At 67.2% G+C, this 26,568-nt stretch carries 29 protein-coding genes; 11 read left to right on the top strand and 18 right to left on the bottom strand.

All coding sequences use genetic code 11. The features are described 5' to 3' along the window. Window positions 1-522: 522 nt before the first annotated feature. From Q9G87_RS45385 to Q9G87_RS45375, 3 genes are all read right to left on the bottom strand, one after another. Window positions 523-960: a hypothetical protein gene (locus Q9G87_RS45385; protein ID WP_305922851.1), complete on the bottom strand. Its 438-nt coding sequence runs from the start codon at window positions 958-960 to the stop codon at window positions 523-525. 138 nt (window positions 961-1,098) lie between these two features. Further along, window positions 1,099-1,470, bottom strand: coding sequence for a hypothetical protein (locus Q9G87_RS45380; RefSeq protein ID WP_305922850.1), 372 nt, complete (start codon window positions 1,468-1,470; stop codon window positions 1,099-1,101). 75 nt (window positions 1,471-1,545) lie between these two features. Then, window positions 1,546-1,905 carry a hypothetical protein gene (locus Q9G87_RS45375; RefSeq protein WP_305922849.1) on the bottom strand — a complete coding sequence of 120 codons (360 nt, stop codon included), beginning with the start codon at window positions 1,903-1,905 and terminating at the stop codon, window positions 1,546-1,548. Window positions 1,906-2,361: 456 nt separating this feature from the next. Here Q9G87_RS45375 and Q9G87_RS45370 point away from each other — a divergent pair, with 456 nt between their 5' ends. Continuing rightward, window positions 2,362-5,592, top strand: a complete 3,231-nt coding sequence (locus Q9G87_RS45370; protein WP_305922848.1) for an AfsR/SARP family transcriptional regulator — start codon at window positions 2,362-2,364, stop codon at window positions 5,590-5,592. A 406-nt stretch (window positions 5,593-5,998) separates the two neighbouring features. Here the strand turns inward: Q9G87_RS45370 and Q9G87_RS45365 are convergent, their stop codons facing one another. Both Q9G87_RS45365 and Q9G87_RS45360 read right to left on the bottom strand, forming a co-directional pair. Further along, window positions 5,999-6,442, bottom strand: coding sequence for a hypothetical protein (locus tag Q9G87_RS45365; protein ID WP_305922847.1), 444 nt, complete (start codon window positions 6,440-6,442; stop codon window positions 5,999-6,001). 147 nt (window positions 6,443-6,589) lie between these two features. Continuing rightward, a complete protein-coding gene (locus tag Q9G87_RS45360; protein WP_305922846.1) occupies window positions 6,590-6,733 on the bottom strand; it encodes a hypothetical protein in 144 nt (47 codons plus the stop codon). A 273-nt stretch (window positions 6,734-7,006) separates the two neighbouring features. On the opposite strand from Q9G87_RS45360, the gene Q9G87_RS45355 reads away from it, so the two are divergent. After that, entirely contained in the window at window positions 7,007-7,450 is a 444-nt protein-coding gene (locus Q9G87_RS45355) for a hypothetical protein (RefSeq protein WP_305922845.1), read from the top strand. Between the two features lie 197 nt (window positions 7,451-7,647). On the opposite strand, the gene Q9G87_RS45350 is transcribed toward Q9G87_RS45355, so the two are convergent. Further along, window positions 7,648-7,785, bottom strand: coding sequence for a hypothetical protein (locus tag Q9G87_RS45350; protein WP_305922844.1), 138 nt, complete (start codon window positions 7,783-7,785; stop codon window positions 7,648-7,650). 28 nt (window positions 7,786-7,813) lie between these two features. Here Q9G87_RS45350 and Q9G87_RS45345 point away from each other — a divergent pair, with 28 nt between their 5' ends. Beyond that, window positions 7,814-8,704 carry a PhzF family phenazine biosynthesis protein gene (locus Q9G87_RS45345; protein WP_305922843.1) on the top strand — a complete coding sequence of 297 codons (891 nt, stop codon included), beginning with the start codon at window positions 7,814-7,816 and terminating at the stop codon, window positions 8,702-8,704. 17 nt (window positions 8,705-8,721) lie between these two features. Next, the gene (locus Q9G87_RS45340) at window positions 8,722-9,219 is read left to right on the top strand and encodes a nucleoside deaminase (RefSeq protein ID WP_305922842.1); all 498 of its coding nucleotides are present in this window, start codon (window positions 8,722-8,724) and stop codon (window positions 9,217-9,219) included. Between the two features lie 64 nt (window positions 9,220-9,283). Here the strand turns inward: Q9G87_RS45340 and Q9G87_RS45335 are convergent, their stop codons facing one another. Continuing rightward, window positions 9,284-9,901, bottom strand: a complete 618-nt coding sequence (locus tag Q9G87_RS45335) for a TetR/AcrR family transcriptional regulator (RefSeq protein WP_305922841.1) — start codon at window positions 9,899-9,901, stop codon at window positions 9,284-9,286. Between the two features lie 310 nt (window positions 9,902-10,211). Between Q9G87_RS45335 and Q9G87_RS45330 the strand changes: the two genes are divergently transcribed. Next, complete coding sequence (locus tag Q9G87_RS45330; protein WP_305922840.1) at window positions 10,212-11,711, top strand: MDR family MFS transporter; 1,500 nt, start codon at window positions 10,212-10,214, stop codon at window positions 11,709-11,711. Window positions 11,712-11,730: 19 nt separating this feature from the next. Here Q9G87_RS45330 and Q9G87_RS45325 read toward each other — a convergent pair whose 3' ends face one another. The 7 genes from Q9G87_RS45325 to Q9G87_RS45295 all read right to left on the bottom strand — a co-directional run bounded on the left by Q9G87_RS45325 (window position 11,731) and on the right by Q9G87_RS45295 (window position 16,584). Beyond that, window positions 11,731-12,033 (bottom strand): hypothetical protein, encoded by a 303-nt coding sequence (locus Q9G87_RS45325; RefSeq protein ID WP_305922839.1) that lies wholly within the window; start codon window positions 12,031-12,033, stop codon window positions 11,731-11,733. 306 nt (window positions 12,034-12,339) lie between these two features. Then, window positions 12,340-12,990 (bottom strand): GPP34 family phosphoprotein, encoded by a 651-nt coding sequence (locus Q9G87_RS45320; RefSeq protein ID WP_305922838.1) that lies wholly within the window; start codon window positions 12,988-12,990, stop codon window positions 12,340-12,342. Next, window positions 12,965-13,234, bottom strand: coding sequence for a hypothetical protein (locus tag Q9G87_RS45315; protein ID WP_371825928.1), 270 nt, complete (start codon window positions 13,232-13,234; stop codon window positions 12,965-12,967). The genes Q9G87_RS45320 and Q9G87_RS45315 overlap by 26 nt, the downstream gene beginning before the upstream one ends. 5 nt (window positions 13,235-13,239) lie before the next feature. After that, window positions 13,240-14,190, bottom strand: coding sequence for an SPFH domain-containing protein (locus tag Q9G87_RS45310; protein ID WP_305922837.1), 951 nt, complete (start codon window positions 14,188-14,190; stop codon window positions 13,240-13,242). A gap of 178 nt (window positions 14,191-14,368) precedes the next feature. Beyond that, entirely contained in the window at window positions 14,369-15,205 is an 837-nt protein-coding gene (locus Q9G87_RS45305) for an alpha/beta fold hydrolase (protein WP_305922836.1), read from the bottom strand. Further along, complete coding sequence (locus Q9G87_RS45300) at window positions 15,202-15,795, bottom strand: TetR/AcrR family transcriptional regulator (RefSeq protein ID WP_305922835.1); 594 nt, start codon at window positions 15,793-15,795, stop codon at window positions 15,202-15,204. Before Q9G87_RS45300 ends, Q9G87_RS45305 begins: the two co-directional genes overlap by 4 nt. Before the next feature lie 165 nt (window positions 15,796-15,960). Next, complete coding sequence (locus tag Q9G87_RS45295) at window positions 15,961-16,584, bottom strand: M15 family metallopeptidase (RefSeq protein ID WP_305922834.1); 624 nt, start codon at window positions 16,582-16,584, stop codon at window positions 15,961-15,963. Between the two features lie 87 nt (window positions 16,585-16,671). Here Q9G87_RS45295 and Q9G87_RS45290 point away from each other — a divergent pair, with 87 nt between their 5' ends. The 3 genes from Q9G87_RS45290 to Q9G87_RS45280 all read left to right on the top strand — a co-directional run bounded on the left by Q9G87_RS45290 (window position 16,672) and on the right by Q9G87_RS45280 (window position 19,613). Then, window positions 16,672-17,367 carry a response regulator transcription factor gene (locus Q9G87_RS45290; protein ID WP_305922833.1) on the top strand — a complete coding sequence of 232 codons (696 nt, stop codon included), beginning with the start codon at window positions 16,672-16,674 and terminating at the stop codon, window positions 17,365-17,367. A 10-nt stretch (window positions 17,368-17,377) separates the two neighbouring features. Continuing rightward, window positions 17,378-18,508 (top strand): sensor histidine kinase, encoded by a 1,131-nt coding sequence (locus Q9G87_RS45285; RefSeq protein ID WP_305922832.1) that lies wholly within the window; start codon window positions 17,378-17,380, stop codon window positions 18,506-18,508. A gap of 205 nt (window positions 18,509-18,713) precedes the next feature. Next, window positions 18,714-19,613: an alpha/beta hydrolase gene (locus tag Q9G87_RS45280; protein ID WP_305922831.1), complete on the top strand. Its 900-nt coding sequence runs from the start codon at window positions 18,714-18,716 to the stop codon at window positions 19,611-19,613. Window positions 19,614-19,719: 106 nt separating this feature from the next. Here the strand turns inward: Q9G87_RS45280 and Q9G87_RS45275 are convergent, their stop codons facing one another. Continuing rightward, window positions 19,720-20,139: a hypothetical protein gene (locus Q9G87_RS45275; RefSeq protein WP_305922830.1), complete on the bottom strand. Its 420-nt coding sequence runs from the start codon at window positions 20,137-20,139 to the stop codon at window positions 19,720-19,722. Window positions 20,140-20,510: 371 nt separating this feature from the next. On the opposite strand from Q9G87_RS45275, the gene Q9G87_RS45270 reads away from it, so the two are divergent. The 3 genes from Q9G87_RS45270 to Q9G87_RS45260 all read left to right on the top strand — a co-directional run bounded on the left by Q9G87_RS45270 (window position 20,511) and on the right by Q9G87_RS45260 (window position 22,812). Further along, entirely contained in the window at window positions 20,511-21,107 is a 597-nt protein-coding gene (locus Q9G87_RS45270; RefSeq protein ID WP_305922829.1) for an HXXEE domain-containing protein, read from the top strand. Window positions 21,108-21,287: 180 nt separating this feature from the next. Next, window positions 21,288-22,106 carry an SDR family oxidoreductase gene (locus tag Q9G87_RS45265; RefSeq protein ID WP_305922828.1) on the top strand — a complete coding sequence of 273 codons (819 nt, stop codon included), beginning with the start codon at window positions 21,288-21,290 and terminating at the stop codon, window positions 22,104-22,106. 28 nt (window positions 22,107-22,134) lie between these two features. Continuing rightward, window positions 22,135-22,812 carry a carboxymuconolactone decarboxylase family protein gene (locus Q9G87_RS45260; protein ID WP_305922827.1) on the top strand — a complete coding sequence of 226 codons (678 nt, stop codon included), beginning with the start codon at window positions 22,135-22,137 and terminating at the stop codon, window positions 22,810-22,812. Between the two features lie 6 nt (window positions 22,813-22,818). Here Q9G87_RS45260 and Q9G87_RS45255 read toward each other — a convergent pair whose 3' ends face one another. The 3 genes from Q9G87_RS45255 to Q9G87_RS45245 are packed head-to-tail and all read right to left on the bottom strand — an operon-like array spanning window position 22,819 to window position 26,500. Then, on the bottom strand, window positions 22,819-24,543 hold the full coding sequence (locus tag Q9G87_RS45255) for a glycoside hydrolase family 13 protein (protein ID WP_305922826.1): 1,725 nt from the start codon (window positions 24,541-24,543) through the stop codon (window positions 22,819-22,821). Window positions 24,544-24,593: 50 nt separating this feature from the next. Then, window positions 24,594-25,520 (bottom strand): carbohydrate ABC transporter permease, encoded by a 927-nt coding sequence (locus Q9G87_RS45250; protein WP_305922825.1) that lies wholly within the window; start codon window positions 25,518-25,520, stop codon window positions 24,594-24,596. After that, window positions 25,517-26,500 carry a carbohydrate ABC transporter permease gene (locus Q9G87_RS45245; RefSeq protein ID WP_305922824.1) on the bottom strand — a complete coding sequence of 328 codons (984 nt, stop codon included), beginning with the start codon at window positions 26,498-26,500 and terminating at the stop codon, window positions 25,517-25,519. The genes Q9G87_RS45250 and Q9G87_RS45245 overlap by 4 nt, the downstream gene beginning before the upstream one ends. Between the last annotated feature and the right edge of the window lie 68 nt (window positions 26,501-26,568).

Genomic DNA, 26,568 nt, shown 5'->3' with positions numbered 1-26,568 from the left:
CACGTACTGCAACCGCGACATCGGCCAGGGCAGGGAATGTGGTAGTGCTTCCTACCTATCGATCACGGGAGGCACTGTCGAGTCCGGAACATGGACGACCGTGTACCTATATTCCGACTCGAACCTCACGAACGCGTCATATAGCTCGAGGGGTTCAACTGGGCATACCACGATGACGCATCCACGGCTCAGCCCTGCGTACAGCACATGCAAGTGGACCGGCATCAGGGGATCCGCACACATCAACTGCAAGTACCGCAACTAACGGTCCCGGCCACGCCCAAGATCGGTCGAGCGCCGGCGCGTCCCTCAGCCGATCTTGGCGCGCAGGATCTCTTCGGTGCACCACTGCGGGATCATGAGCAGGTTCGGCCCGCACCCATCCCGGTCGGACCGTCATCGCCGACCGGTTGTTCCGCTTCTACGACCGCTGCGCCGCCTCCCGTCTGCCCGAGCTGGAAGGCCTGGCCACCACGATCGAGACCTGGTGGCCAGAGATCACCGCCTTGATTCAGACCGGCCTCAGTGATACTCGTCCGAGGATCTGCAGGTCATGATCGCGTCCAGGGCCATGCCCCCGCTCAGCACGCCTTCTACATACCCACATCCTGCGAGGTAGCTACCTCGCCTGGCGGTCGCAGCAAAGACCGCTCCGGAGAACAACTGCCTGCCGGTGGGATTAGAGATCCGTGGCTGGACGCTACACCTGGTGGCGTTGTCACAGGTCTTCAAACTGCGCTCGGTTTTCATCGGGATAGTGTGGCGGTTGACGTCCGCCGAGACGATGATGCGGTCCTGGATCCGGTCGCATACGACAACGTACGAGGCGACGACGGCAGAGCCGCTCGTGTAGATGCTGGAGACGGCTCCGCGGCAGTTGTCGCGGTTGGCGGCCTGTGCCGGCGCCGCTCCGACGAACAAGGATCCCGTGGCGACCATTGCCACGAGGGCCACACTCATGCATTTGTTCATGGAAAACCCTTTGCGATCGGGGGCGGACCGGCGCGGTGATCTACTGCCGGCCGACGTGCCTTGTCGGATGCGGACTCCCCGTATGCCGTGCAGGTGGTGGACGGGGAGTCCGCCTTGCCGGGACGGTCAGGTAGTGAAGTAGAAAACCCCACGTATTGGGGTGCCCCGCCCTTCCCAGTAGCTCCGGTATACGGCCTGGTAGGTGACGTTCTCAGGAACGTTGAGGACCCTGCAGGTGGCGCCCGGATGACCGACGTTGTCGTCTCTGATGACGATGGGTGTTCCGCCCCCGCCCTGGCGGGACACGGCCACTTCCACCCAGGCCGTCCCAAAGGTGTTGTCCGCCTGGAGGCACATCTGATTGGTGTCGTCGGTGTAGCGGACGGTCCCGTCGCCGATGTCTCGGATGAAATTCACAGCGAGGGCCGGTTGTGCGAGAACAACGCTCGCCGCCACAACGCCAATGCCGACGGTGACCGCTTTGATCAGATTCTTCATTGCTCCTCATCCGGAAAGAGAAAGGTTCCCCGTACGCCGCCCGGTGCACGGGAACCCGGCCATGTCAGAAAGCGATTAGCGGTAGAAGGTCTTGGACCCCCTGGACACCCAGGTGCCACGCTCGCCCCAGTAGGACCTGACGTACATGACGATCCTCGTGCCCTCGGGGAGCTCGCGGCCCCCCACGATCCCGCAACTGGCGCCGCGGTCACCGTAGTAGTAGTTTTTGTCGTCCCAAAATAGGTTCGTGTCCACCTGACGGGCACCCTCGGTGTCGTAGGCGCGTATACAGAGCGTGTTGGAGCTGTCGGTGTAGGTGATGACCCCGTCGCCGACATTCCAGCTGTAGTCGGCAGCGGACGCGGGCTGCGCGAGAACGACGCTCGCAGTCACGGCGCCAAGGCCTACCGCGGCGAATTTGGCCAGCTTGTTCATGGGCTTTCTGTCCCTTCCGAACCAGATCATTTTTGCTGGCGGATCGACCTAAGCCGATTTGTGAGTTTTGAGGGGTAATGTCGGCCGTCGCGACAACAGGCGTTCGTGCGGCCGTTGCTCACAACTCCTGGCTGGATCCTTGCGTACGCCGGTGGCAGCCTGGAATACGCCGGGAATATCCCGTGGTCACCGAGCTTTTCCGGTCTTCCGAGGGGCCTAACGATCTTCGGTCTTGAGCTTCTGGACGTTGGTGTCAAGGTGGCAGCCGGTTGTAGACCTTGGTGTAGCCGGCGGATGAGCCCGTTGAGACGCAGCCGCCGCGGCCAGGCGCGTTCGACGCCGATGCCGTCGGCGGATCGAGGGCCGGTCGCGAAGAGTTCGCAATGGTTTCTTGACCGAGTGGACCGACAAAACAGGCCGTCCAGGTTTACAGTGCGTCCCAGCCGAGGGGGCACGATGAAGTTTGGGATACTAGGTCCGCTGGCGGTGTGGCGAGAGGGTCAGCAGCTCGATCTCGGCACGCCCAAGGCGCGGGTGCTGCTAGCGGTTCTGCTGTGCCAAGCGGGTAACCCGGTTTCGGAAGATCAACTGGCCGTGGCGCTGTGGGGGAACACCCCTCCGAAGAGCGCCACCAAGAATGTGCAGACCTACGTCCACCGACTCCGGCGGCACCTGGGCGACCGGGCTCGCGTCGTGCGGCAGGGCCCCGGCTATCTGGTACGGGTGGCCCGGGACGAGCTGGATGCGGCGAGGTTCGAGAACTTGGCCGGCTCAGGGCAGGCGGTGGAGGCCGCCGGCGAGCCGGAGGAGGCGACCCGCCGCCTGCACGAGGCGCTGAGTCTCTGGCGCGGGCCCGCGTTCGTCGGCATGACCGATATCCCGATGCTGGCCGCGGAGGCCGCGCGGCTGGACGAGGTCCGCCTGTCGGTCCTGCAGTCGCGGATCGCCGTGGACCTGAGGCTGGGACGCCACGCCGGGCTGTTAGGCGAGCTGACCGCGCTCACCAGGCAGTACCCCCTGCGGGAGCGGCTGCGCGCGCAGCTGATGCTGGCGCTGTACCGCTGTGGCCGGCGGGCGGACGCGCTCGCCGAATACACGCGTGCCCGCAAGATCCTGGTCGAGGAGACCGGTCTGGACCCGGCCGAAGAGTTGCACGACATGCATCAGAGAATCCTCACTCAGGACTCCTCACTCGACCTCGTTCCTCACGTCATGGCGACGATCACGGGCTCCCCTGCGGAGGCCACACGGGCCCACCGTGACCTTGCCGCACGTCTGTCGGATGATCTGGGCATCGAGCCGAGCGAGAACGTGCAGCACGCCCACATGCGTGCCCTGCCCGCCGACGGTCCCGTCCATGCCACGGCCCCGATGCCTGAACCTCAGGCGGCCCTAACCCCCGCCGAGTTGCCGCCGGACATCGCGGATTTCACGGGCAGAGACGACGAGGTGGCGGACCTCACCGAGGCCCTCACCAAACCGCGGCCGGGCACCGTCGCCATGGCCAGCATCGCGGGTCTGGGAGGCCTGGGCAAAACCACGCTCGCCGTGCACGTCGCGCACCGGATCGCGGGTCACTTTCCCGACGGCCAGCTCTACGCGGACCTGCGCGGCGCCTCCGCCGACCCCGCCCGCCCAGAGGACGTGCTCAGCCGGTTCCTGTTCGCACTGGGCATCAGCACCACCGGCATACCCGGCTCCCTCGAAGAACGCGTGGCCTTCTACCGGAGCTGCCTGGCCGGACGCAGAATTCTCATCCTGCTCGACAATGTCGCCGGGGAGGAGCAGGTGCGGCCGCTCCTGCCCGGAGCTCCCGGCACGGCCGTGCTCCTCACCGGACGTGTCCGGCTGGTCGGTCTCGAGGGCGCGAGCCTGCTGGAACTCGACGTCCTGCCGTCGGCCCAGGCCATGGGCCTGCTGAGAAGGATCATCGGCGACGAACGCGTCCAGGACGACCCGGACGCCGCTCTGGAGATCACCCGGTTGTGCGGCCGGGTACCGCTGGCGGTCCGCATCTCGGCGGCCAGGCTCCTCGGCAGAAGGCAGTGGAGTCTGTCCCACCTCGCCGGCGTCCTCGGGGAGGAACGGCACAGGCTGGACGAACTTGTGGCGGGCGACCTCGACATCCGCGCGGGATTCGAGATGAGCTACCGGACGCTTCCCGCAGGCGCGCAGCGGGCCTTCCGGCTGGCCGGACTGCTCGACGCGCCCGATTTCGCCTCCTGGGCGGTGGCGGCCCTCCTGGACGTGCCGGTACGACAGGCGGAACACGAGATCGAAACCCTGGTCGACGCTCATCTGCTGAACCTCACCGGGACGGACGAGACGGGCAGGCTCAGGTATCGGTTCCACGACCTGATCCGGTTGTACGCGCGCGAGCGGGCGCAGCGCGAGGATTCGGAACCCGAGCGCCAGGCCGCGCTCCAGCGGGCCCTGGGTGCGTGGCTGGCGCTGGCGGAGGTCGCAGTGGAGCACGTACCGGGCCCCTGCTCCGCACGCATGCACAGCCGTGCGCCGCGATGGCGGCTGCCCGCGGCGGTCTCCGGCCCGCTGCTGGCCGACCCGATGGCGTGGTTCGGCGCGGAGCACGCCGCGCTGATGGCGGGGGTCGCCCAAGCGTGCGAGGCGCGCCTGACCCAACTCGCATGGGACCTCGCGGGGTCCACCGAGACGTACCTCAACGTGCGCGGCGTGTATGACGGCTGGCAGCGCATGCACGAGCAGGCGCTCGCGCTCTGCCGTGAGACCGGCGACAAGCGCGGCGAGGCCGTGCTGATGCGCGGCCTCCTGGAGGTCACCACCTGGAACTCACCGCCGGGCCCCGGACCGGCGATGACACGGATGCGGGCCGGCGCTTCGCAGCTCCTCGGCCTGTTCACCATGCTGAACGATCCGGTCGGGATGGCCGACGCCTTGGCGACCCTGGCCTGGAGCATGACGGCCGACGGGAACGGTGGTGCACAAGCGCTCGCCCTTGCGGAGCGCGCTCTGCGGACGGCCACCGACGCGGACTACCTCGGCGGCCAGGCGCGGGCCTATCACGTGATGGCGATCATCCACGGCGAGGACGACCCTCAAGGGGCGCTCTCGGTCCTGGAGGAGGCCACGAAGGTCGCCGAGGCGCTCGGCAACCCTCACTACACCACGACGATCACCCAGTTCCTTGGCGCGGCGAAATCGTTCTGCGGTGACATCGCGGGCGGCCAGGAACTGCTGGAGAGGTCCCTGGAAATGGCACGGCGGTTGAACTACCGCTATCTGGAGACGTTCTCGCTGCTCTACCTCTCGAAGCTGTTCGCCACGGTCGGGGACGAGCGTGCCAGGGCGACCGCCGAACTGACGCTGGCTTACAGCGAGGACGGCAACTTCGGCCATTATCTCGCCGACTCGCTCAGCGTTCTCGGGCAGTTGGACCTGGCCGAAGGAGACCTTCCCGCCGCCATCGCCACCCTCGAACGCTCGGTCCGGATGTGGCGGACCCGCGGCTCGATCCCCTACCTGGCGCGGACGCTCCGCGCCCTCGGCGATGCCCACGACGCCGCCGGCGACCATCAGACGGCCACAACCATTTGGAACGAAGCCCGCGAACTGTTCCGCGGGATCTCGCACGAGAACGACGCGAGAATGCTGGACGACCGGCTCGCGCGTGAAGGGCAGCCTGGCTGTTCGGCGACACGTCGCCGTTGACAACCGCCAACTGACGGTCGGCGGTGCCATCCCCCGCGTGAAAACTCCAGGACCACCTACCGCGTGGCCCACAGCATCATCCCGCACCCGCCGGTCCCTCGAACGGCCCAACCACGAGCCGCATGACCAGCAAAGACAAGATCACGAACGCTCAAACTCCTGCCATTGGGGCCGCACCGAAGACGTTGACGTTGAAGAGGTCCCGGGCCTGCGCGACGGAGCTTTCCTCAACGGCACCGATTGCGCCCATGCCGGCGGGGCGGCGCGGTGCAAGGGACCGTGACCGAGCGCGACGTGCTGGAGGCCGGCGCCCGGCTGCAGCGGCTGGACCTGGATTCCGCGCCAACGCCATCATCCGCCCCCGCACCGTCCGCTGACCCGCGGCGGCGAGAGGGCGGATGATTCGCTACAGCGGGGTGCCAGTCCCGCTCAGCCAGCTGCCATAGAGGGTGCTGGTGACTCGGCAGCGACCGGCGAAACAGACGTAGCTCACCTTGATGGACCGGTGCCTATAAGCCGACGGATTGAACTTGCGGACAATGCGTCCGTTCGTGCAAACGTCGTACACCTTGGCCTGACGTACACCGTTCTGGTTCCAGATCCTCGTCATGCTGGTCGACGTCGTCTCAGTCCTCTTCAGCCGCTTGACGCTGTGCGTGTTCGGGTCGTAGGTCCGCGTCCCGAGGTAGTTCGTCCACACACCACCGCATTGACCCCTGTCCTCCGACCAGTAGAGGTAGGGCCTGACGATGTCGGCGCTGGCGGTCGACATCCCGCTGCCTCCGACCACTATCCCCAAAGCGAGCATCGCCGACGCCATGAACCACGCGAGCCGTTGTCCTTTGCGCATGAACCTTCCCATCTCCGATGTCGTCGCATCCTGTGGAGCCCAGCACGGTCAATTGAGTGACCGCCCCCACAGTGCCGTAGGGCGGTATATGCACAGAACATCTTCGGTACACGTGGCGTATCCCAGCCGGAGACCGGCTCGCTCCTCCTAAATCCGAAAGGGCAGCCCCTCAGCGCCTCGTCTCTGCTCAGCGTTGACCAGCACGTCAATCCGCCCAAACCGCTCGATCACCCGCTGGACCGCGGCGGTGACCGACTTGTCACCAGCCACGTCGAGGTCGAGGAAGGTCACACGGTCGAGCGGGCCTTGGAGGCGGTGCGGTGCTGAGACAACCGCCGGATGGCTGGCCATATTCCAGGAATATTCCGAGCTCCATTACGCTCGCGTAAATTCGGCTCACCACATCGAAAGGGGTTCCAGGATACGAAGCAAATTGCTGAGCGTGGCGCTCGCCACGGGAGTGCTCGTCATCACCCCAGGGAGTCCGTGACACCTGAGGTGTGATTCGCTCAGCACGTGTTATCCAGCGACGTGCACTAGTCGGCCTAGGAAAGGACCGTAAAGATGTCGAAGGCGCAACAGAAAGCTCGTTGGAAGAGCACACGGCAAATCCTTGCCGTATCGGCCACGGCCTTGGCCGCGCTCCTGGCCTTGGCAACTCCGGCACAAGCCTCAACCTTCACCCTGTACTACGACAAGCCCGCCGCCGCGGGCGGCACCTATGGCGGAACCGTGGGCTTCGTGGATCGGTACCAGAGTTCTGGCGGCACGGACAACAATGAAGTGACTGTCCACGATAACCGTGACGGCTATGGGGTGCTGATAACGACCTCGAGCCGGCGGGCGGATGGAACGTGGACGGTTCGGAACTCCCGGTACGTCAATGACGGGACATCACCCGGCTGGAACGTCAGTCTGCTGGACGGCCCAGCGAGATTCCATATCTGCATCTACGTCCAGGGCGGCGACCAATCCTATTGCTTCGACCGATACTTCACCAACGGCTGAGTCGACCACCGGGCCGCCGAGCAGATGACGACCGTGCCCGGGTAGCCACGGATGACGACGTTGAACTTGGTGGCGCTGATCACATCTGGAGTGACCCGTTCGAGTTCGTCGGGGTTCCGTCGGCCGGAGCGGGGCTGACCTCCACGGAGGTAAGCCTCTTGATTACTCCGGTTGAGCGCGGTGGACGCTCGATCGGGTCACCGCGCCGCTGAGCCACGCGCACGTACATCCCGCACGTGCTTGGCCAGGGTCGCGCGGCCGTCGGTCTGGATGGCGGCGATCAGGGCGCGGTCCACGTCGTCCAGCAGACTGACCGACTGGTGGGGGTGTGACACCCCATTCGAGATCCCTAACCTTGACCTCGTGACGACATGGACACCGTTCTTCTTCATTGATGTCTTCGCTGAGCGCCCGCTGACCGGTAACCCGCTGGCCCTGGTGCCGGACGCGGACGACCTGACTGTGGACCAGATGCGCGCCATCGCCCGCGAGTTCAACCAATCCGAGACCACCTTCCTGCTCCAGCCCACCCAACCGGCTGCCGCATGGCGGTTGCGGTCGTTCACTCCGATCGGCGCCGAAGTCGACGGTGCCGGCCACAACGCACTCGGCGCCTGGCTGTGGCTCGCCGATCAGGGACTGACCGGAGATGAACCGTCACGGACGCTGATGCAGGAGATCGGCGCGGACGTGCTGCCGGTCGAGGTCGTCCGCCAGCCCGGGGGAGGTGTCCGGATTGTGATGGAGCAGTCCTCACCCGTGTTCGGGCCCGTGGTCGAGGACGCACGTCGCCTCGCTGCCGCACTCGGACTCGGGCCCGAGAACCTTTCACCTGATCAGCCGACGCAGGTCGTCTCCACGGGAGTTGCCCACTTGCTCGTCCCGCTGGTCGATCGCCCGGCTGTCGACGGCACCGCTGTCGAGCCTCGGGCCTTGGCTGCGATCCTGGCCGAGGCGGGCGCCGAAGGCTGCTACGTCTACACCAGCGCACCCGGGGAGCCAAAGGCGGACGCCTACAGCCGGTTCTTCAATCCCACCGTGGGCATCGTCGAGGATCCGGCCACCGGCACGGCTGCGGGCCCGCTCGCCGCCCTGCTCACTCGAACACAACGGGTCCATGGGGGTCTGGTCGTCATCGAGCAAGGCCATGAGCTCGGGCGGCCCAGCCGGATCCAGGTCGAGGTCAACGGCGACCGGGTACGGATCTCCGGGTCCGGGATCGTCACGGGTCGCGGAGAACTCAGGCTCTCATGAAACCGGGGAGGACCACGATGACCGCCGACAATCTCACATCCACTGACCTCACGCATCTACGCCGTTGCATCGAGCTCGCCACCGAAGCCCTCGAGGCGGGCGACGACCCGTTTGGATCCGTTCTCACGGATGCCGATGGAGCCGTCCTGTCTGAGGACCGCAACCGCGAGGCCACCACCAATGACCCGACCGCCCACCCCGAGATCGCCCTATCCCGGTGGGCGGCAGCGAACCTCACGCCACGGCAGCGATCAACTGCCACGGTATACACGTCGGGTGAGCACTGCCCGATGTGCTCGGCGGCTCATGCCTGGGTCGGGCTGGGCCGGATCATCTACATCCACTCCGCCGCACAGCTCGTCGAGTGGCGCACAGCGCTCGGGCGCCCCGCTTCACCCGTGCGAAGCCTGCCGATCACTGAGATCGCACCCGACATCTCTGTGATAGGGCCGGTGCCACCCCTCGACAAGGAGATGCGGGACCTGCACACCCGGGCAGCCAGACGTCCCGACTGAGCACCGCTCACCCAGGCCGGCAGGCGGGTGGTCGAGCAGGAGCTCGGGCCGTCGCAAGCGGCGCTTACTCGGAAACGGGGAAACGCGGCGCCGGGAACAGGTCGCCGACCAGCAAAGTCGCCGCGTGCATGGCGATGGCGAGGATGTCGTCGTCCGTGGCCTCGGTGCCCCGGGACGCCATCACGGCGTTGTGCACGCTGAGGAGGGCCATGCGGATGCGCAGGCGCTCAGCCAGCGGCGCGTCGGGGCCGAGGAGGAGCCGTGCCGCCCTGTCGACCCGGTCCAGCGGGCCGCCCTGCCGCAGCGGCATCACCGTGCGCAGCGCGGCATGGTTGGCGGCGACGAACCGCATGGTCCGCAGTCCCTCCCGTGCACCCTGGGCGATCCAGCGGCCCAGGAACTCGGCGGACAGCTCGGGAGTCAGCGGCTGGCCTGCGGCCCAGTCCAGCAGGTCGTCGAGCGCGCGCATGTTCTCTTGGAAGAGGCTGAGGACGATCGCCTCTTTGCTGTCGAAATGGTAGTAGAGCGCTGCCTTGGTGATGCCGATCTGCTCGGCGATCTCGCGCATCGAGGTGGCGTCGTAGCCGCGCTCGGTGAACAGCGTCAGCGCGGCCTGCTGGATGTCGGCCCGCGTCTGGCTGCCCTTACGTCGCGGAGCCGTCCCCTGTTCCGTCTCGGTCATCGCTCTTCCTTGCTCCCAAGCTCAGCTCTCCCGAAGTCTACACCCCGTTGCTTACCGGTCGGTTAGCAAGTATCTTACTAACCGACCGGTAGGCACATGCGGCCGCGGCAAAGCTCGTGATCGTGGCCAAGCCCGTTCCCCGATCACTTACCGGTCGACTAGCAAGTACGCTCACCGACCGGCCCGTATCTCTATCCGAATGACTGGAGCACACGTGATGGCAGAAGAGAGCACGAAGGACGCACCAAGTCCCCCGACGCCGGAGCAGCAGGGCGGACTGGGGTTCAGTCATCGCCAGATTCTTGTGACGATGAGCGGCCTGGTCATCGCCATGCTGCTGGCGATGCTCGACAACATGATCGTCGCTCCGGCGCTGCCGACCATCGTCGGCGAGCTGGGCGGCCTGAACCATCTGGCCTGGGTGACCACCGGCTACGTCCTGGCCTCCACCGTGGCCACACCGATCTGGGGCAAGCTCGGCGACCTGTACGGCCGGCGCATCACCTTCGTCGCCGCCGTGGCGCTCTTCCTGCTCGGCTCGGTCCTGTGCGGGATGTCGCAGGACATGGCGCAGCTGATCGGCTTCCGCGCCCTGCAGGGTCTGGGAGCGGGCGGCCTGATGGTCGGCGTGCTGTCGATCATCGGTGAGATGATCCCGCCGCGGGATCGCAGCAAGTACCAGGGTGTGATGATGGCCGCCATGCCGGTGGCGATGATCGGCGGGCCGCTCATCGGCGGCTTCATCACCGACAACCTCAGCTGGCGCTGGGCCTTCTACGTCAACCTGCCGCTCGGCGCCATCACCCTGATCCTGTGCTGGATCACCCTGGCCAAGCTGCCCAAGGGCACCGGCAAAGCCGTGATCGACTGGTGGGGCACCGCGCTGCTGACGGTGTGGATCACCGCGCTGGTGCTCATCACCAGCTGGGGCGGCACCCAGTACGACTGGAGCTCGCCGCAGATCCTCGGCCTGGCGGCGCTGGCAGTGGCCACCTTCGTCGCTTTCGTGATCGTCCAGCGGCGGGCAGCCGAGCCGATCATGCCGCTGCGCGTCTTCAAGAGCCGCAACTTCTCCCTGGCCGGCGCCGTCGCCTTCATCTCGGGTTTCGCGATGTTCGGCGCCATCGGCTTCCTGCCGCAGTTCCAGCAGTTCGTCCAGGGCTCCTCGGCCACCAACAGCGGCCTGCTGCTCATGCCGATGATGATCGCCGCGATGATCGTCAGCCTGGCCGGCGGCGCGCTGATCGGCAAGACCGGGCACTACAAATCGTGGCCCATCGTCGGCTCCATCCTCGTCACCGCCGGCCTGGCCCTGTTCGCCACCGTGGACCTCGACACCAGCACCACGACGACGGCCCTGTACATGGTGGTCCTGGGCGCCGGCATGGGCGCGCTGATGCAGACCAGCACCCTCATCGCCCAGAACAGCCTCGACCTGCGCGACATGGGCGCGGGCACCGGGGTGTCGACCTTCCTGCGCAGCATGGGCAGCTCACTCGGCGTCTCCCTGCTCGGCGCCGTCTACACCAGTCAACTGGCCGACTCGCTGGCCGGTGCCGGGCCGGCCGCGCAGAGTGTGGCCGCCTCCGCCGCCTCGATGACCCCGCAAGCGCTACGTGCCCTGCCCGAAGCAGCGCGGCACCTGTTCCAGCAGGCCGTCACCGACGGCATCACGGCCCTGTTCACCTGGGGCGCGGCCGTGACCGCCGTCGGCATCGTCGTGGCCTTCTTCATCCGCCAGGTCCCGCTGCGCAGCGCCACCCCACCAGCCGCCAGTCCCGATGCCGAGCCGGTCGGGGCCGGCAGGTGAGGCCGTCGGCCCTCAACGGTCAGGGCCGGGGTGAAGAACGCCGTGCCCGGGCTCGTTCGATGCCCAGCGGCCTCCCGATGCGCGGCGACGGCGCGGTACTCAGGTGGGAGCTGGAAGCGGCGCTGGGGGCGTCGTCCCAGTCTGCGAGCAGGGTGGTGACGCGTTCGGCGGGAAAGCCGGTGCGGTGGACGAACTCCAGGAGCTCGGGGAGGGTGGCGCGGGCGTGGCAGACGCCTACCCGGAGGGTGATGTCGGTGGCGTACATGTGCATGAACGGGATGCGGGTGCCGGTGGTGAGGTAGTAGCCGACTGCGGTGCACACGCCGCCGGCAGCCGTTGCGGTGAGCGCTCGGCGCAGGCCTGGGGCGCGTGAGGTGGCTTCGACGACGATGTCGTAGCTGCCGCCGATGGTGGTGGTGAGCGGCCGGGCTTGGGCTCCTTGAGCAGCAGCTCGTCCGCGGACTCCGTCGCCCAGGGCAACCGGACGGCCAGGTCGGGGTGCTGGTCACCGCGGTGATCTCGATCTCGGTATGCGTCATGCGGAGCAACATCAGCCGGAGGGCAGCCGACCCGTTCCGGATGCTGGAGCTCCGAGAGCCGGCGGTGGGAGCCGCCGTGATTCGTCGTGTCAGCCGGCTTCGCTCGCCGCCCTGGCCGCCTCGATGCTCTTGCGCAATGCGGTCGCGATCGGCTCGACGGGCGCGGACAGCTGCTGGATACGGTCCCGGCGCAGACGCGTCTCCCACCAGGAGGGAACCACCGTCTTGAGCCGGGCCGCCGTGGCAAGCGCCGCCAGGACGCGGACGTCCTCGTCCAGGTGCCCGACCGGCTGGCCACCGCGGATGGCCCGGCCGACGCGCTCGGCCAGCCTGCGCGACAGGTACGCCTTGCGCAGCGTGATCCGCTCGACCGGGAACAGCAGGATCCGGCGCCGCTCCACCCTGATGATCCGGGCGGCCGCCAGCTCGTCGCTTACCACGCGGACCGCCTTGCCATTGTCCTTCTGCACCCACCGCCGCCACGAGCGGGGCGGCGAGTTCGAGATCTGCTCCCAGACCACGGCCCGCAGGGAACCCGGCTCGGCGGCCGGGGCGGTGAGAGCTCGCGCCTTGCCCGACTCGTCCGCCAGGTTGCCCGCCAGCAGCAGCTCGGCGAGGGTGGCCGCGCGCAGCAGGTAGCCCAGCTCGCCCCGCTGGGTCAGCTTCTCCTTCCGCAGGTCGAAGGCCAACAGGAAGGCCGATCGGGTCAGTGACTCACCCTGCTTCACTTGCGTCTCCATCCGCCCGCTCCTCTTCTTCTTCCTGATCTGTGTCGTCCCCTGAGTCGTCCTCCGGCGCCTTCCTCGGCCGTCCACGTGGGCGCATCCGCCCCACCCCGTCGGGCAGGCGTCCGGCCTCGGAGAGGGCCCTGCGCAGCAGGAACTCGATCTGGGAGTTCGTGCTGCGCAGCTCGTCGGACGCCCACCTGGCCAGCGCGTCGTGAACCACCGGGTCAAGCCGCAGCAGGATCTTCTTCCGCTCCACGGTGATCAGTGGTAGAGCGTGCCCGTGTTGACCACGGGCTGGGTGTCGCGGTCACCGACCAGCACCACGAGCAGGTTGCTCACCATGGCCGCCTTGCGCTCCTCGTCCAGCTCGACCACGTCGTGCTCGGCGAGCCTGGCCAGGGCCATCTCCACCATGCCGACCGCCCCCTCGACGATCCGCTGCCGGGCCGCCACCACTGCGCCCGCCTGCTGGCGGCGCAGCATGGCGTGGGCGATCTCGGGCGCGTACGCCAGGTGGATGATGCGGGACTCGATGACCTTCACCCCGGCGGACGACACCCTGGCCGCGATCTCCGTGGACAGCCGCTCGTTGATCTCGTCGGCGTTGTCCCGCAGGGAAAGCCTGGGCTCGCCGTGCGCGTCGTACGGATAGCTGCCCGCGATGTGCCGCACGGCCGTCTCCGCCTGTATGGCCACGAACTCCACGAAGTCGTCGACCTCGAAGACCGCCTGCGCGGTGTCCTGCACCTGCCAGACCACCACGGTCGCGATCTGGATCGGGTTGCCGTCCGCGTCGTTGACCTTCGTCACGTCCGTCTCGTGGTTGCGGATCCTCGTGGACACCCGCCGGCGCACCGTGATCGGGTTGACCCACTGGAAGCCGGGGGTGCGCAGGGTGCCGACGTACCGGCCGAGCAGCTGCACCACCCGGGCCTCGCCCGGCGCCACGGCGGTGAGGCCGAAGTACATGAAGAACCCGAGCAGGATCATCAGGATGCTCACAATGACCACCCACATGCCGCCCTGCCCGGCCCCCGAGGCGAGCATGACGATTCCCACGACGAGCAGCACGATCCCGGCCAGCTCCAGCGCCGTCGCCACCCCCAGCATCACGAACCCGTTGGCCGCCCGCACCGGGTGCTCGCTCGTGCGGGGTGCGGGCATGTCCACGACGGCGGCCTCAAGTGCGGCCCCGCCCGATGTGTTCGCCATCGTCCGTCCCTTCTCCGTGACTTCATCTTGCTAGCAAATTGATATCACTTTTTTGGTGACGGGGACAGCCCGGTTCTCTGTGAAATCTGCTCGGGCGGGTGCGATGGGCCGCCGCCGGCGTCGGCGCGGCGGTGACGCCGATGCTGGTCGCGCGCCGGCTGCGGCGACGACTGCGGGGCTAGGAGCGAAAGACCTTGCGAAGGAGCTCGCCGAACTCGGCGGGGTGCGTGGTCAGGCCGGTGTGCCCGCCCGGGAAGTGCACGAGCTCCACGCCGAAACGCGCGGCCAGGAAAGCGGCCGGACGGTAGGGCAGCTCGCCGCGCGAGTCCTCGCCGCACGCAAGCACGAGCCGGTCCGACAGCGCCGCCAGCCGGTCGAGGTCCGGGGCATACGACATGAAGCTCGGCACGATGCGCCCGACGAAGTACGGCATGTTGGCGATCGTCCGCTCGGCCCGCGCCGCAGCCTGGGGCGGAAGCTTGATCTCGGCCGGGGGTTCGGTGGTGTCGCCGTCCTTCCTCAGACCTGCCATGAACACGGCCATCGCCGGCATGAGCCCCTCGGTGCGGAACGTCTCCCGCACCCGCGCGATGAGCGCGCGATGTTCGGCGGCATCCGGCAGCACCTCCACCACCGGCGGCTCGTGCGCCACGACGCGTCCGACGCGTTCGGGATGGGCGGTGAGCAGGTGCAGAGAGATGATCGCACCCGAGCTGGCAGCGAAAACGTGGGCGGGCTCGCCGGGCGACAGCAGCTCCAAGATCCGGAACGCGTCGTCGGCGTGCTCCTCGACCCGCTGCTCGGCCTCGGGGTCGTCCAGCGGGCTGCGGGACATTCCACGCGGGTCGTAGGTCACTACCGTGTACTCGGCGGCCAGGTCGTCGGCGACGCCGTCGAAGGAGGCCGCATCGCCCGCCCCGCCGGGAATCAGAAGCAGGAGCGGGCCCCGGCCGCGCACCTCGTAGTGCAGGGTCGCGCCGTTCACGCGCAGGCTGCCGTTGGTCGGGTCGGTCATTTCGGGTCTCCTTCACGGGACGGGGGCCAGTGCTCCAGGAGGACGTGCAGGGCGTCGAGTGCGCGGACCCACGAGTCCTGCGGCGAGCGCTCATGCCCGAACCCGCCCGCCGCCTCCAGGGCGACAAACCCGTGGAACGTGCTGCGCAGCACCCGGACCGCGTCGGTCAGGTCTGGCTCTTCCAGCCCGTAGGCACGCAGCATGCTGTAGGTCAGCTCGACCGCACGCCGCGGCCCGGGCGCCTTTGCGGCCAGCTCCGGGTCGATCTGGATTGGAGTCTGCGTCGCCATGTAGCGACCCGGATGCTCACGGGCGTAATCCCGCCAGGCATTCGCGAACGCGACCAGCGCATCCTTGCCCGCCCGGCCGGCGGTGGCATCCGCTATCTGGACGGTCTTTTCGTCCGCCGCCAACAGCGCGATCCGTCCACGCAGGTCCTCCAGACTGCGGACGTGGGTGTAGAGGCTCGCGTCCTTCACACCGAGCCGCCGCGCCACCTCCGCGATCGTCACCTGGTCGAGCCCCACCTCGTCCGCCAGCTCGGCACCCGCGATCGTCACCTGCTCCGCCGTCAGCCTGGCCCGTGCCATGCATCCTCCTTGCATTTCCTAGGATTCCTAGATTTATCCTAGGACTCCTAGGCTGTCAAAGAGGAGGCTTGTTAACGCAGGCGGCACGGCTCGGTGCGCCGTGACGACCGGTGGAGGCAACACGGCAGGCGCCGCGCCGGTGACGTGTCTTGCCGAGCGTGCTGATCACTGCTGCATCCTTGGATCGTGCGTGGGGTCGGCGTACATGGGCGGGCAGCCGTCATCGATGGCTTCGGGGCGCAGTTCGTAGTGCCAGGGTTCGTTGCGGTAGATCTGGCACAGCCCGTACTCGGCGCCGTGCTTGGACAGCCACGCCGTGGCATCGGAGGGCCCGAGGTCGACCGCGTCCCCCGACACGTGAAGAGACTTGTCCGCGGTGGCCACCCATCGGGCGGCTTCCTCTTCTGAGCCGTACTCCGAGACCGCCTCATGGAGTAGTTGTTCCTGGTACGCCGGGGAACGCCAGCCGCTATTGACGAAGAACTCGACCCCGTCGTGCGCGGCATCAGTCGCAGCTTGGCGCAGGGCGGCGAGCAGCTCGTGGTCGAGGTTGGCCACGGCCGGAATTTCGTCATCGAAGACCGTCACGCCGTCGGGGACGGCGCCATCTGCCTCGCCAAGTGCACCATGGCGGTCGCCCTGAAGAATGTCGATGGGTGATGCCGCCGAGGAGGCCAGGGTCCGGTAAGCGAGGACACCGATAAGCGCCGCGCTGACGACTACAAGGGCAGCGAGGATGGTCGATCGGGTACGGCGGGCTGCTCTTCGTGCTGGTCCGGTGCAGGTCATGCCTGCAGTCAAGGCAGCGTGGCGTTGTCAGCACGTATGGGGTTTTCGATATGCCGACGATATGCTCCGGCTCATACCCTCGAGAGCATGCGTGTGTTGGTCGTCGAGGACGAGCCCTATTTGGCAGAAGCCATCCGCGATGGCCTACGGCTGGAAGCGATCGCCGCCGACCTCGCCGGTGACGGTGACACCGCTCTGGAACTGCTGAGCATCAACGCCTACGACATCGCCGTCCTCGACCGCGATATCCCCGGTCCCTCCGGCGACGAGATCGCCAAACGTATCGTCGCCTCCGGCAGCGGCATGCCCATCCTCATGCTCACCGCCGCCGACCGACTCGACGACAAGGCCTCCGGGTTCGAACTCGGCGCCGACGACTACCTCACCAAGCCCTTCGCACTCCGAGAGCTCGTGCTCCGTCTCCGAGCACTCGACCGCAGGCGCGCCCACAACAGACCACCCGTGCGAGAGATCGCAGGCCTGCGTCTGGATCCGTTCCGCCGCGAGGTCTACCGCGACGGCCGCTACGTCGCGCTCACCCGGAAACAGTTCGCCGTGCTCGAAGTCCTCGTCGCCGCCGAAGGCGGTGTCGTCAGCGCCGAAGAACTCTTGGAGCGAGCGTGGGACGAGAACGCCGACCCCTTCACCAACGCCGTGCGCATCACTGTCTCGGCACTGCGCAAACGGCTCGGCGAACCCGGGATCATCGCCACCGTGGCCGGCGTCGGCTACCGCATCGACACAGCACCCGGCACCGGACGTGAGGGAGTGAGCCGTGGATAGGACGCCTGGTTTGAGCGTTCGCCTCAAACTTACTCTCAGCTATGCCGGGTTCGTCATGCTTGCAGGTGCCTTGCTGCTCGCGACGGTGTGGGTATTCCTGCTGCGTTATGTGCCCGACGGTCCGATCCGGGTCCTCGGTCCTTTTGTTCCCAACCAATCCGACCTCCTGAGCGCTTTCGCTCCGCGGGCAGCCGCAGTTTGGGCGTTCCTGCTGGTGTTCGGTCTCGTGGGAGGATGGATTCTCGCCGGCCGCATGCTCACCCCTCTGACTCGCATCACACAGGCCACACGCATGGCCGCGAACGGATCACTGTCCCACCGAATCCGGCTACAGGGCCCCAGAGATGAGTTCCGCGAACTCGCCGACGCCTTCGACACCATGCTCATGCGGCTCGAAGCACACGTCGCCGAACAGCAGAGATTCGCAGCCAACGCCTCCCACGAACTGCGCACCCCACTGGCGATCTCGCAGACACTTCTCGACGTGGCCCGCAACGATCTGAACCGGGACACCGGCGAACTCCTCGACCGCCTCCACGCCGTCAACACCCGAGCGATCAACCTCACTGAAGCATTGCTCCTGCTCAGCCGCGCCGACAAACGGTCCTTCATCCGGCTACACGTCGACCTGTCCCTCATCGCGGAAGAAGCCACCGAAACGCTCCTCCCCCTCGCGGAAAAACGCGGCCTCTCCATCGAGACCTCCGGCGACATGACCCCCACCATCGGCTCACACGAGCTCCTGCTGCAGATGACGACGAACCTCGTGCACAACGCGATCATCCACAACCTGCCTGAACAGGGCACCGTGTGGGTCACGACCAGCGTTCAGCCCAAGGCTGTGGTGCTCACTGTCGAGAACACCGGCGAGAAGCTCGCCCCACAATTGGTTTCCACGCTTGTCGAGCCGTTTCAGCGCGGCACCAAACGCATACGCACCGACCACGCCGGTGTCGGCCTCGGCCTGGCAATCGTCAAAAGCATCGCCCAAGCACACGACGGAACCCTCACCCTCACCCCCCGCCCCGCCGGCGGGCTCCGCGTCACGGTGCGACTACCCGCGTACCACCCCTCCAGATCGCGGAGCGCGTCCTGGCCATCGTCGTTCCCGAACGGAGCCCGTGAGTCACCCCCGTCGTAGCCCTCGGCCCGAGCCGCCCGCGTTGTTTCGAAATCAAAATCTCTAAACTTTGTTTTTGAGACAACGGTGGATCGTCGCCCGAGAGACAGCTTCGAGCTCGCTTAGAAGAGCGCAGCGCTCATAACACACCTCCAAGACTTACCCTTGGTCAGTGGATCGGCTACGCTACCGACCAAAGGTCGGTCTAAGGCTTGGGGTGATCGGGATGTTTGAACGAGTCAAGGCGTCCTTCACTTCGGCCGGCATCCGCTGCGCGGGCTATCTCTACCTGCCTGCCGACCGTCCAGGGCGAATGCCGTGCGTGGTGCTCTGCCACGGGTTCAGCGGGACGATGGACCGCCTGTTCCCGTACGCCGAGCGGTTCGCCGCCGAGGGGATTGCGGCCTTGGTGTTCGACTATCGCAATTTCGGCGAGAGCGACGGTGAGCCGCGGCAGTTGGTCGATATCGAGGGTCAGCAGGACGACCTACGCGCCGCTGTCGCCTTCGCCCGCGGCCATGAGCACGTCGACCCCGGTCAGGTGATGATCTGGGGCAATTCACTCGGTGGAGGCCACGCCGTGTCCGTGGCAGCCGACGATCCCGCGATCGTCGCCGTGGTTGCGCAGATTCCGTTCAACGGATTCCCCAAAAAGGTCGAGGGCCGCTCCATGGGGCAGACCCTCCGCCTCGAGGCCGCCATCCTCTGGGACGCCGTACGTGGCAAGCTCGGCCTGTCGCCCTACTACATCCCCATGGTGGGAAAGCCGGGCGAGCTCGCGGTCACCGCCACCGCAGAAGCGGACCAGCACATCAGGACCCTCACCGGCGAGCACGGCACCACCCTCTGGCGTAACAGCGTTGCCCCCAGGGCGTTCCTCGCCATGGCGCGTTACCGGCCAGGCGATGCGGCCGAGCGGCTGAGCATGCCGCTACTGGTCTGCATAGCCGCCGATGACCGGGAGACGCCGCGAGAAACGACACGAGCACTCGCCGATCGCGCGCCGCGCGGTGAGCTACGGATCTACCCTGGCACTCATTTCAGCTTCTACAACGACCCCGAGACCAGGGAACACGTGCTCACCGACCAAGTCGCCTTCCTCCGACGCCACCTTCCCGCGAGCTGACATTCGCCGTCCGCGAGGGCGCACCCGCCGGGTCGCCGACGGTTGTCGACACGGCGTCTCCTCCGCGCCGAGCTGGCCAGACTCCCAGGACTGGCCTGAGGGCAGGTCACACCCGGCGGTCGATGATCGGCTGCGCGGCGACGCCGTTGGCCTTGAAGTTGGCCAGCACAAAACTGCGGAAGGTAGGCCGCAAGATCAGGCTGGGCAGAAAGGTCCGCCAGTTCGGCCAGCTCGCGTGGTTGACGAGCCCGTAGTCCGCAGACTCGCCCTCCAGCGGCTGCATCAAGGCGGAGTTGGGCAGCGCGGTCTTGGCCTGGAACCACCCGGCGGTGTACTCCCACACCTTCAGCAAGGTCTCGCGGTCATCGGCGTAGAAGTAGTTGAACAGGAAGCAATGGTCCTGGCTGTGATCCACATTGCCGAGCCGGCGGATCAGCACGACGACGTCATAACGCGCCGGCCGGATGCCTCGGGCGGCCAGCAGCTCGTCGCCCTCACCTGGTGTGCGCAGGACGGCGCGGAACACGTTCGCCTCGCGCGCCTCGATGCCCGTGGCCAGGGCCTTGAGATGGACGGGCAGCTGTGCGGGAGGGAGGCGAAGTAGCTGCCGCGCCAGGTGCCGACCTCGCCTGCCAGCATGCTGACGGTGATCGTCTCCTCACCTCGATCCCCGGACAGAGTGATCGACAGCCGTCCATGACGAACACCTTCTCCTCCGACGAAGCGGCCGAGATCGGCCTGGACGGTGGCGACCGGCGGCAGAGCGTGGCCCGTGCGGGCCGGCGTGGTCGGCCTGCAAGGCGGCATCGCCTCCGTCAAGGTGACTGATGTGCCCCGGGCCTCGATCAGTCATCTGACAGAGGCGACCGATAGCGCCATCTTCCTAGGGTTTCGGCCATGACCAAACGACCTGAACCCTACTCGGCGACCGTCATGGCGATCCTGGCCGCCGCCTTCTGCACTTGGGCACTGCTGACCCTCCCCATCCAAGGTGCCATCATCCTCGTGGTCGCCAGCGTGCTGGGCTGGAGCGGGTGGATCGCCTTCAGCTACACCCGCCCGGTGAAGTCCAGGAAGGTGATCGCCATCTACCTGTGTGCGGTGGGCTTCCAGCTCATCCACATGGCCGAGGAGTACACCGGCGGCTTCCCGCACGAGATCGTCGAGCTGTTCGACTCGCCGCGCGACTGGCCGGAGAAGGAGTTCCTGCTCGTCTTCGTCTTCGGCTTCGGCGCGCTCTACTTCTTCGCCGGCGCGGGCGCGCTCTACCGGATCCGCGTGGCCAACTTCTTCCTGTGGTGGTACGCCCTGGGCGCGGGCCTGCTCAACGGCATCGCCCACTTCGTCTTCCCGATCATCAAGGGCGGCTACTTCCCCGGCCTGTACACCGCCGGCGGCCACTTCATCATGAGCGGACTGCTGATCTACTTCCTCGTCAAGGAGAACCGCCAGCTCAAGACCGAGGAGCAGCAGGCTCACCCGCCGGTCAGGTAACGGGCCGCTCGATCAGCTCCCTACCTAACCAGCCGGTGGGAGCCTCGCAAGACTTCAGCCACCATGACTGATTCGGCCGGAACCGACGGGCCGTACGGTCGTGATCAGTCTGGACGCCACCGGAATGGGCGACCGAGCTGATGCGCGCCTCCTACTGACCTGGACCCGGAAGGACCACTCATGTCGAAAACCGTCCTGGTGACCGGTGCTTCCACCGGAATCGGGCGGGCCACCGCCCTTCTGCTGGCCCGCGAGGGCTTCACCGTCTACGCCGGAGTTCGTAAGGAGGCCGACGGCCAGGCGCTCGGCCCGACGGTCACCCCGATCACGCTGGACGTCACCGACCCCGGCCAGATCGCGGAGGCGGTCAGGACGATCGATCGCCTGGACGCCCTGGTCAACAACGCCGGCATCGGCGTCACCGGCCCCCTGGAGTTCGTCTCCCTGGACGCGCTGCGCCGGCAGTACGAGGTCAACGTCTTCGGCCAGGTGGCCGTCACCCAGGCCATGCTGCCGAAGCTGCGCGCCTCGAAAGGCCGCGTCGTCACCGTCGGCTCGGTCGGCAGCTGGATCACCCTGCCCTTCGGCGGCCCCCTGTGCTCCTCCAAACACGCCATCCGCTCCCTCAACGACGCGCTGCGCATGGAGGTCAAGCCCTGGGGCATCCGCGCGGTCCTCATCGAACCCGGCTCCATCCACACCGCCGCCGTCGACAAGCTCGAAGGCGAGGTCGAACCCCGCCTGGCCGCCATCGGCGAGGAAGGCAGACGCCTGTACGGCGCCGCCTACCGGACCATGGTCACCAGCGGCCTGAAGGAAGAGCGCTCCGGCTCCAGCCCCGACGTGGTCGCCCGCGCCGTCTTGCACGCCCTGACCGCCCGCAAGCCGCGCTCGCGCTACCCGGTCGGCAAGAAATCACGGCTGATGAGCACGCTCGGCCGCATCCTCCCCCAATACACCCTCGACGCCCTGCGGCTGCGCGCATTGGGCCTGTCCTGACCCTCGACCTGTCCTGAACGGAGCACCCATGACCCAGCTCGCCGGAGCCGACGCCCTCGTCGCGCTCGACCCCGTCTTCGCCCAGCTCGCGGTCGGCGCGGGCCACAACCTGTGGGGCCTGACCCACCTGACCATGCGCGAGAAGGCCTTCGTCTGCCTGACCGCCGACCTGTGTCACCCGCATCTGGACCTGCCCCTGGCCATGCACGTCCAGATGGCCCTGTCCAACGGCGTCGACCCCGAGGCCATCAGGGAGCTCTACCGCCACCTGGCCCCCTACGTGGGCTACCCCATCCTCGTCCCAGCCTTCCAGCGACTGACCGAACTCGGCCTGCCCCCGGCGCAGGACACCGACCCGATCAAGCCGGTGCCGCTGACCGGAGCGCTGGCCCGCGCCATCCACGGTCTCGAGGCCGTGGACCCGGGACTGGCCGCCTTCACCGAAGACCAGCTGGCCCAGCGCTGGGCCCGCCCGCACCTCAGCATCCGCGAGCGAGCCATCGCCTGCCTGACCGTGGACGTCTTCTACCAGACGCTGGGCCAGTCGATGCGCCTGCACGCCGCCTTGGCGCAGGCGGACGGGGCCACGGAGGAAACCTTCCGCGACCTCATCCGCGGCCTGGCCGAGTTCGGGCTCGCCCGGGCTTGGACCGCCGCGGAGGCCCTGCTTCATCAGCGGGGCTCAGGCACGGAGAACGCGACATGAACGTCGTCAGCGGCGGCGGTAGACCCGGGACTCGAACGGGCGCAGCCGCCAAGAGGTGGGCACGCCCGGATAGTTCATGAGCAGGAGCTCGGCCTCCAGCCAGCCGAGAGCGCCGGGCAGCGATCCGGCGTTGGCCTCCATACCCGTGAGGTTGGTCACGACCAGCACCTCGGTCCCCTCATGACGGCGCATGAAGGCGTACACCTGCTCGTGCGACGGCAGCAACAGGGCGAAATCTCCCCTGGAGACGGCCGGCTCCTCATGCCGCAGCGTGATGAGCCTGCGGTAGTGGGACAGCACGGAATCCGGGTCGTCCAGCTGCCGTGCGACGTTCACCTCGGCATGATCGGGGTGAACGCTCAGCCATGGGGTGCCGGTGCTGAACCCGGCGTTCGGCGAGGCGTCCCATTGCATCGGCGTGCGGGCGTTGTCCCGGCTCATCCGGCGCAAGGTCTGCAGAACCGTCTCGGGATCCTCGCCGCGTTCCACCCGATCGCGGTAGTGGTTGAGCGACTCGATGTCGCGGAACTCGCTCGCCTCGCGCCAGGGGTAGTTCGTCATGCCGAGCTCATCCCCCTGGAAGATGAAGGGCGTGCCGCGGTGCAGGTGCAGCATTGTGGCGAGCGCCTTGGCCGAGGGGACGCGCAGCTCATCCGCATCACCGAACCTCGACACCAGCCGCGGCTGGTCGTGGTTGCCGAGATAGAGGGTGTTCCATCCGGTGCCGGCCAGCCCCTCCTGCCACCGGCTGAGGGATGCCTTGAGGTCCGCCGGGCGCAGCGGGAGCAGGTCGAACTTCCCTCCCGGCCCTTGGTCCACCTGGACATGTTCGAACTGGAAGACCATGTCGAGGCGCGGCGAGTGGCGATCGGTGATCGCGCGGGCCTGCTCCAGCGTGACGTTCGGCATCTCGCCGACGGTCAGCACGTGATCGCCGCGGCCGGCGAACACCTCCTGGCGCATCTCCTGGAGGAACTCGTCCAGGCGTGGACCGCAGAGGTAGAACGGGCCGCCGTCGCCGAAGTCCTCGCCCGGGATCGGCGGGCCGTCGGGCAGCTGGACGCCCTTGGAGATCATGTTGATGACGTCCATCCGGAAGCCGTCGACACCGCGGTCCAGCCACCAGCGCATCATCTGGTGGACGGCCTGGCGGACCTGGGGGTTCTCCCAGTTGAGATCGGGCTGGCGGCGTGAGAAGAGGTGCAGGTAGTACTCCTGCGTGTCCTCGTCGAACTCCCAGGCCGAGCCGGAGAAGGCCGCCCGCCAGTTGTTCGGTTCGGAGCCGGGCTTGCCAGGAATGGTCCCGGGGCGCGCCGGACGCCACCAGTACCAGTCGCGGTAGGGGCTGGATGGGTCCGATCGGGAGGCTTTGAACCACGGGTGCTCGTCCGAGGTGTGGTTGACGACGAGGTCGATGATCAGCTTGATGCCTCTGGCGTGCAGCGCGGAGAGCAGTGCGTCGAAGTCGGCGAGCGTTCCGAAGAGCGGGTCGATGCCCTGGTAGTCGCTGACGTCGTAGCCGCCGTCGTCCTGAGGGGAGGGGTAGATCGGGGACAGCCAGACGACGTCGATGCCCAGATGGCTCAGGTAGTCCACCTTACTCAGCAAGCCGCGCAGGTCGCCGATTCCGTCACCGTCGGAGTCGGCGAAGCTGCGCACATAGACCTGGTAGACGACGGCCGAGGTCCACCAGGGCTCCTCGTGCGGCTGGGCAGGGGGTGGTGTGGGCATGAGGATCTTTCTCTCAGGTCACGGGAAGGAGCTGCGGGTACGGCGGAATGTCAGCCTTTGACGGACCCGGCGGTGAGGCCGCGGACGAAGAAGCGCTGCAGGGCGAGGAAGAACAGGATGGGCACCACCATCGAGATGAAGCCGCCGGCGGTGACCAGTTGCCAGCCCTGGCCCTGCTGGCCCATGAGCGATTTGACCGCGATCGTGATCGGCTCGTTCTCGCCCGGCCCGATGAAGACGAGGGCGATGAGCAGGTCGTTCCAGACCCACAGGAACTGGAAGATCGCGAACGACGCGAGCGCCGGCACGCACATGGGCATGATGAGCCGCCAGAACATGGTGAAGTGGCTGGCGCCGTCGATCCTGGCCGATTCGAGCACCGCCTGCGGCAGCGTCGCCATGTAGTTGCGCAGGATGTAGATCGCCAGCGACATGCCGAAGCCGATGTGCGCCAGCCACGCGGCCGGGAAGGTCCCGTTGATGCCGAAGTCTCCGTAGAGCTGCAGGACCGGCACCAGCGCCACGTAGTTCGGTACGACGAGCAGGCTGACGATCACGATGAAGAGCGTGTTGCGCCCGGGGAACCTCATGAACGCGAACGCGTACGCCGCGAACGCCGCGATGAGCAGCGGGATGAACGTCGCCGGCAGCGCGATCGCGAAGCTGTTCACGAACGCCTGGTCGAGGTTCGCCTGCGCGATGACCTCGCTGTAAGCCTGGGTCGTGAGGCGACCCAGTGACGCGGGGTCGGTGAAGATCGTCCACCAGCCGAGCGCGTTGGCGTCGTCCTTGGTGCGGAACGACGTGATCAGCAGCCCCAGCGTCGGGATCACCCACAGGGTGCAGACGAAGATCACGGTGGCCTTGGCCACCGGGGTGGCTTCTCCCTGGTGGCGCGTCCGGCGGCGCGGGGCGGTCTGCCGGTGGGCGGGGGACGAGCCCGCGGAACGGGTCTCGGGTCGCTCGGTGATGCTCATCGCCCGGCCTCCTCGGTACGGAACTGGCGCACCTGGTAGATCATGATCGGAATGATGGCGATCATCAGCATGACCACGATCGCGGCCGCGTGGCCGTTGTTGAAGTTCGTGAAGAGCTCGTTGAAGAACTGCACGCCGATGACGTTGGTGTCGAAGTCGCCGTTCGTCATGACGTAGACGATGTCGAACAGCTTCATGACGCCGATCGTCACCGTGACGAAGACCGTGATGATGGTCCCGCGGATCTGCGGAACGATCACCTTGAAGAAGATCTGGCGTTCCCTCGCCCCGTCGATCCTGGCCGCCTCCAGCGTGTCGGCCGGCACGCCCTTGATGGCCGCCGAGAGCAGGACCATGGAGAAGCCGACCTGCGCCCACAGCAGCATCACCATGAGCTCGAGGCTGTTGAACTTGAAGTCGGTGATCTGCAGCCAGTTGACCGGATCGAACCCGAGGGCGGTGACGATCGCGTTCTGCACGCCGATCTGCGGCTCTCCGGGCGGGTTCGTCGCGTAGACGAAGCGCCAGATGGTCCCGGCGCCGACCGCGGAGATCGCCATGGGCATGAAGATGGCCGTCTTGGCCAGCTTCTCGGCGCGTGGCCTGAGCCGGTCGGACAAGACGGCGATGCCGAGCCCCAGCGCGATGGTCACGGCGGGCACGATGACGATCCACAGGAGCGTGTTGACCAGGGTGGAGCGGAAGCCGGCCGACCCGAGCAGCGAGGTGTAGTTGTCGAGCCCGACGTAGGCGGTGCTGTCGGCGTTGGCGAAGCTGAAGTGGATCGTCTGGATCGCCGGGTAGATCAGGTAGAGGCTGATCGCGAGGAAGGCCGGGCCGATGTAGACGTACGGCTTGAGGCGGTCCTCCCACTTGCCGGGCAGCAGCCCCACCAGCCGGTTGAGCACCCAGAACAGGACCAGGGCGCCACCCACTCCGGCGAGGACGGCGAGGACGGCGTTGATCGTCTTGATCAGCATGGCTCTGCTTCTTTCCCGGGCATACCCGTTGCGCCTGAGGGGCGGTGCGCGCGGCTGCGTCCGCCGCG

Origin of the sequence: Nonomuraea turcica, assembly GCF_030718205.1 — a bacterium.
In the GTDB taxonomy this organism is placed as follows: Bacteria; Actinomycetota; Actinomycetes; order Streptosporangiales; family Streptosporangiaceae; genus Nonomuraea.
The sequence above is the reverse complement of the archived record's forward strand: the minus strand, read 5'-3'. Positions and strand labels throughout refer to the sequence as shown.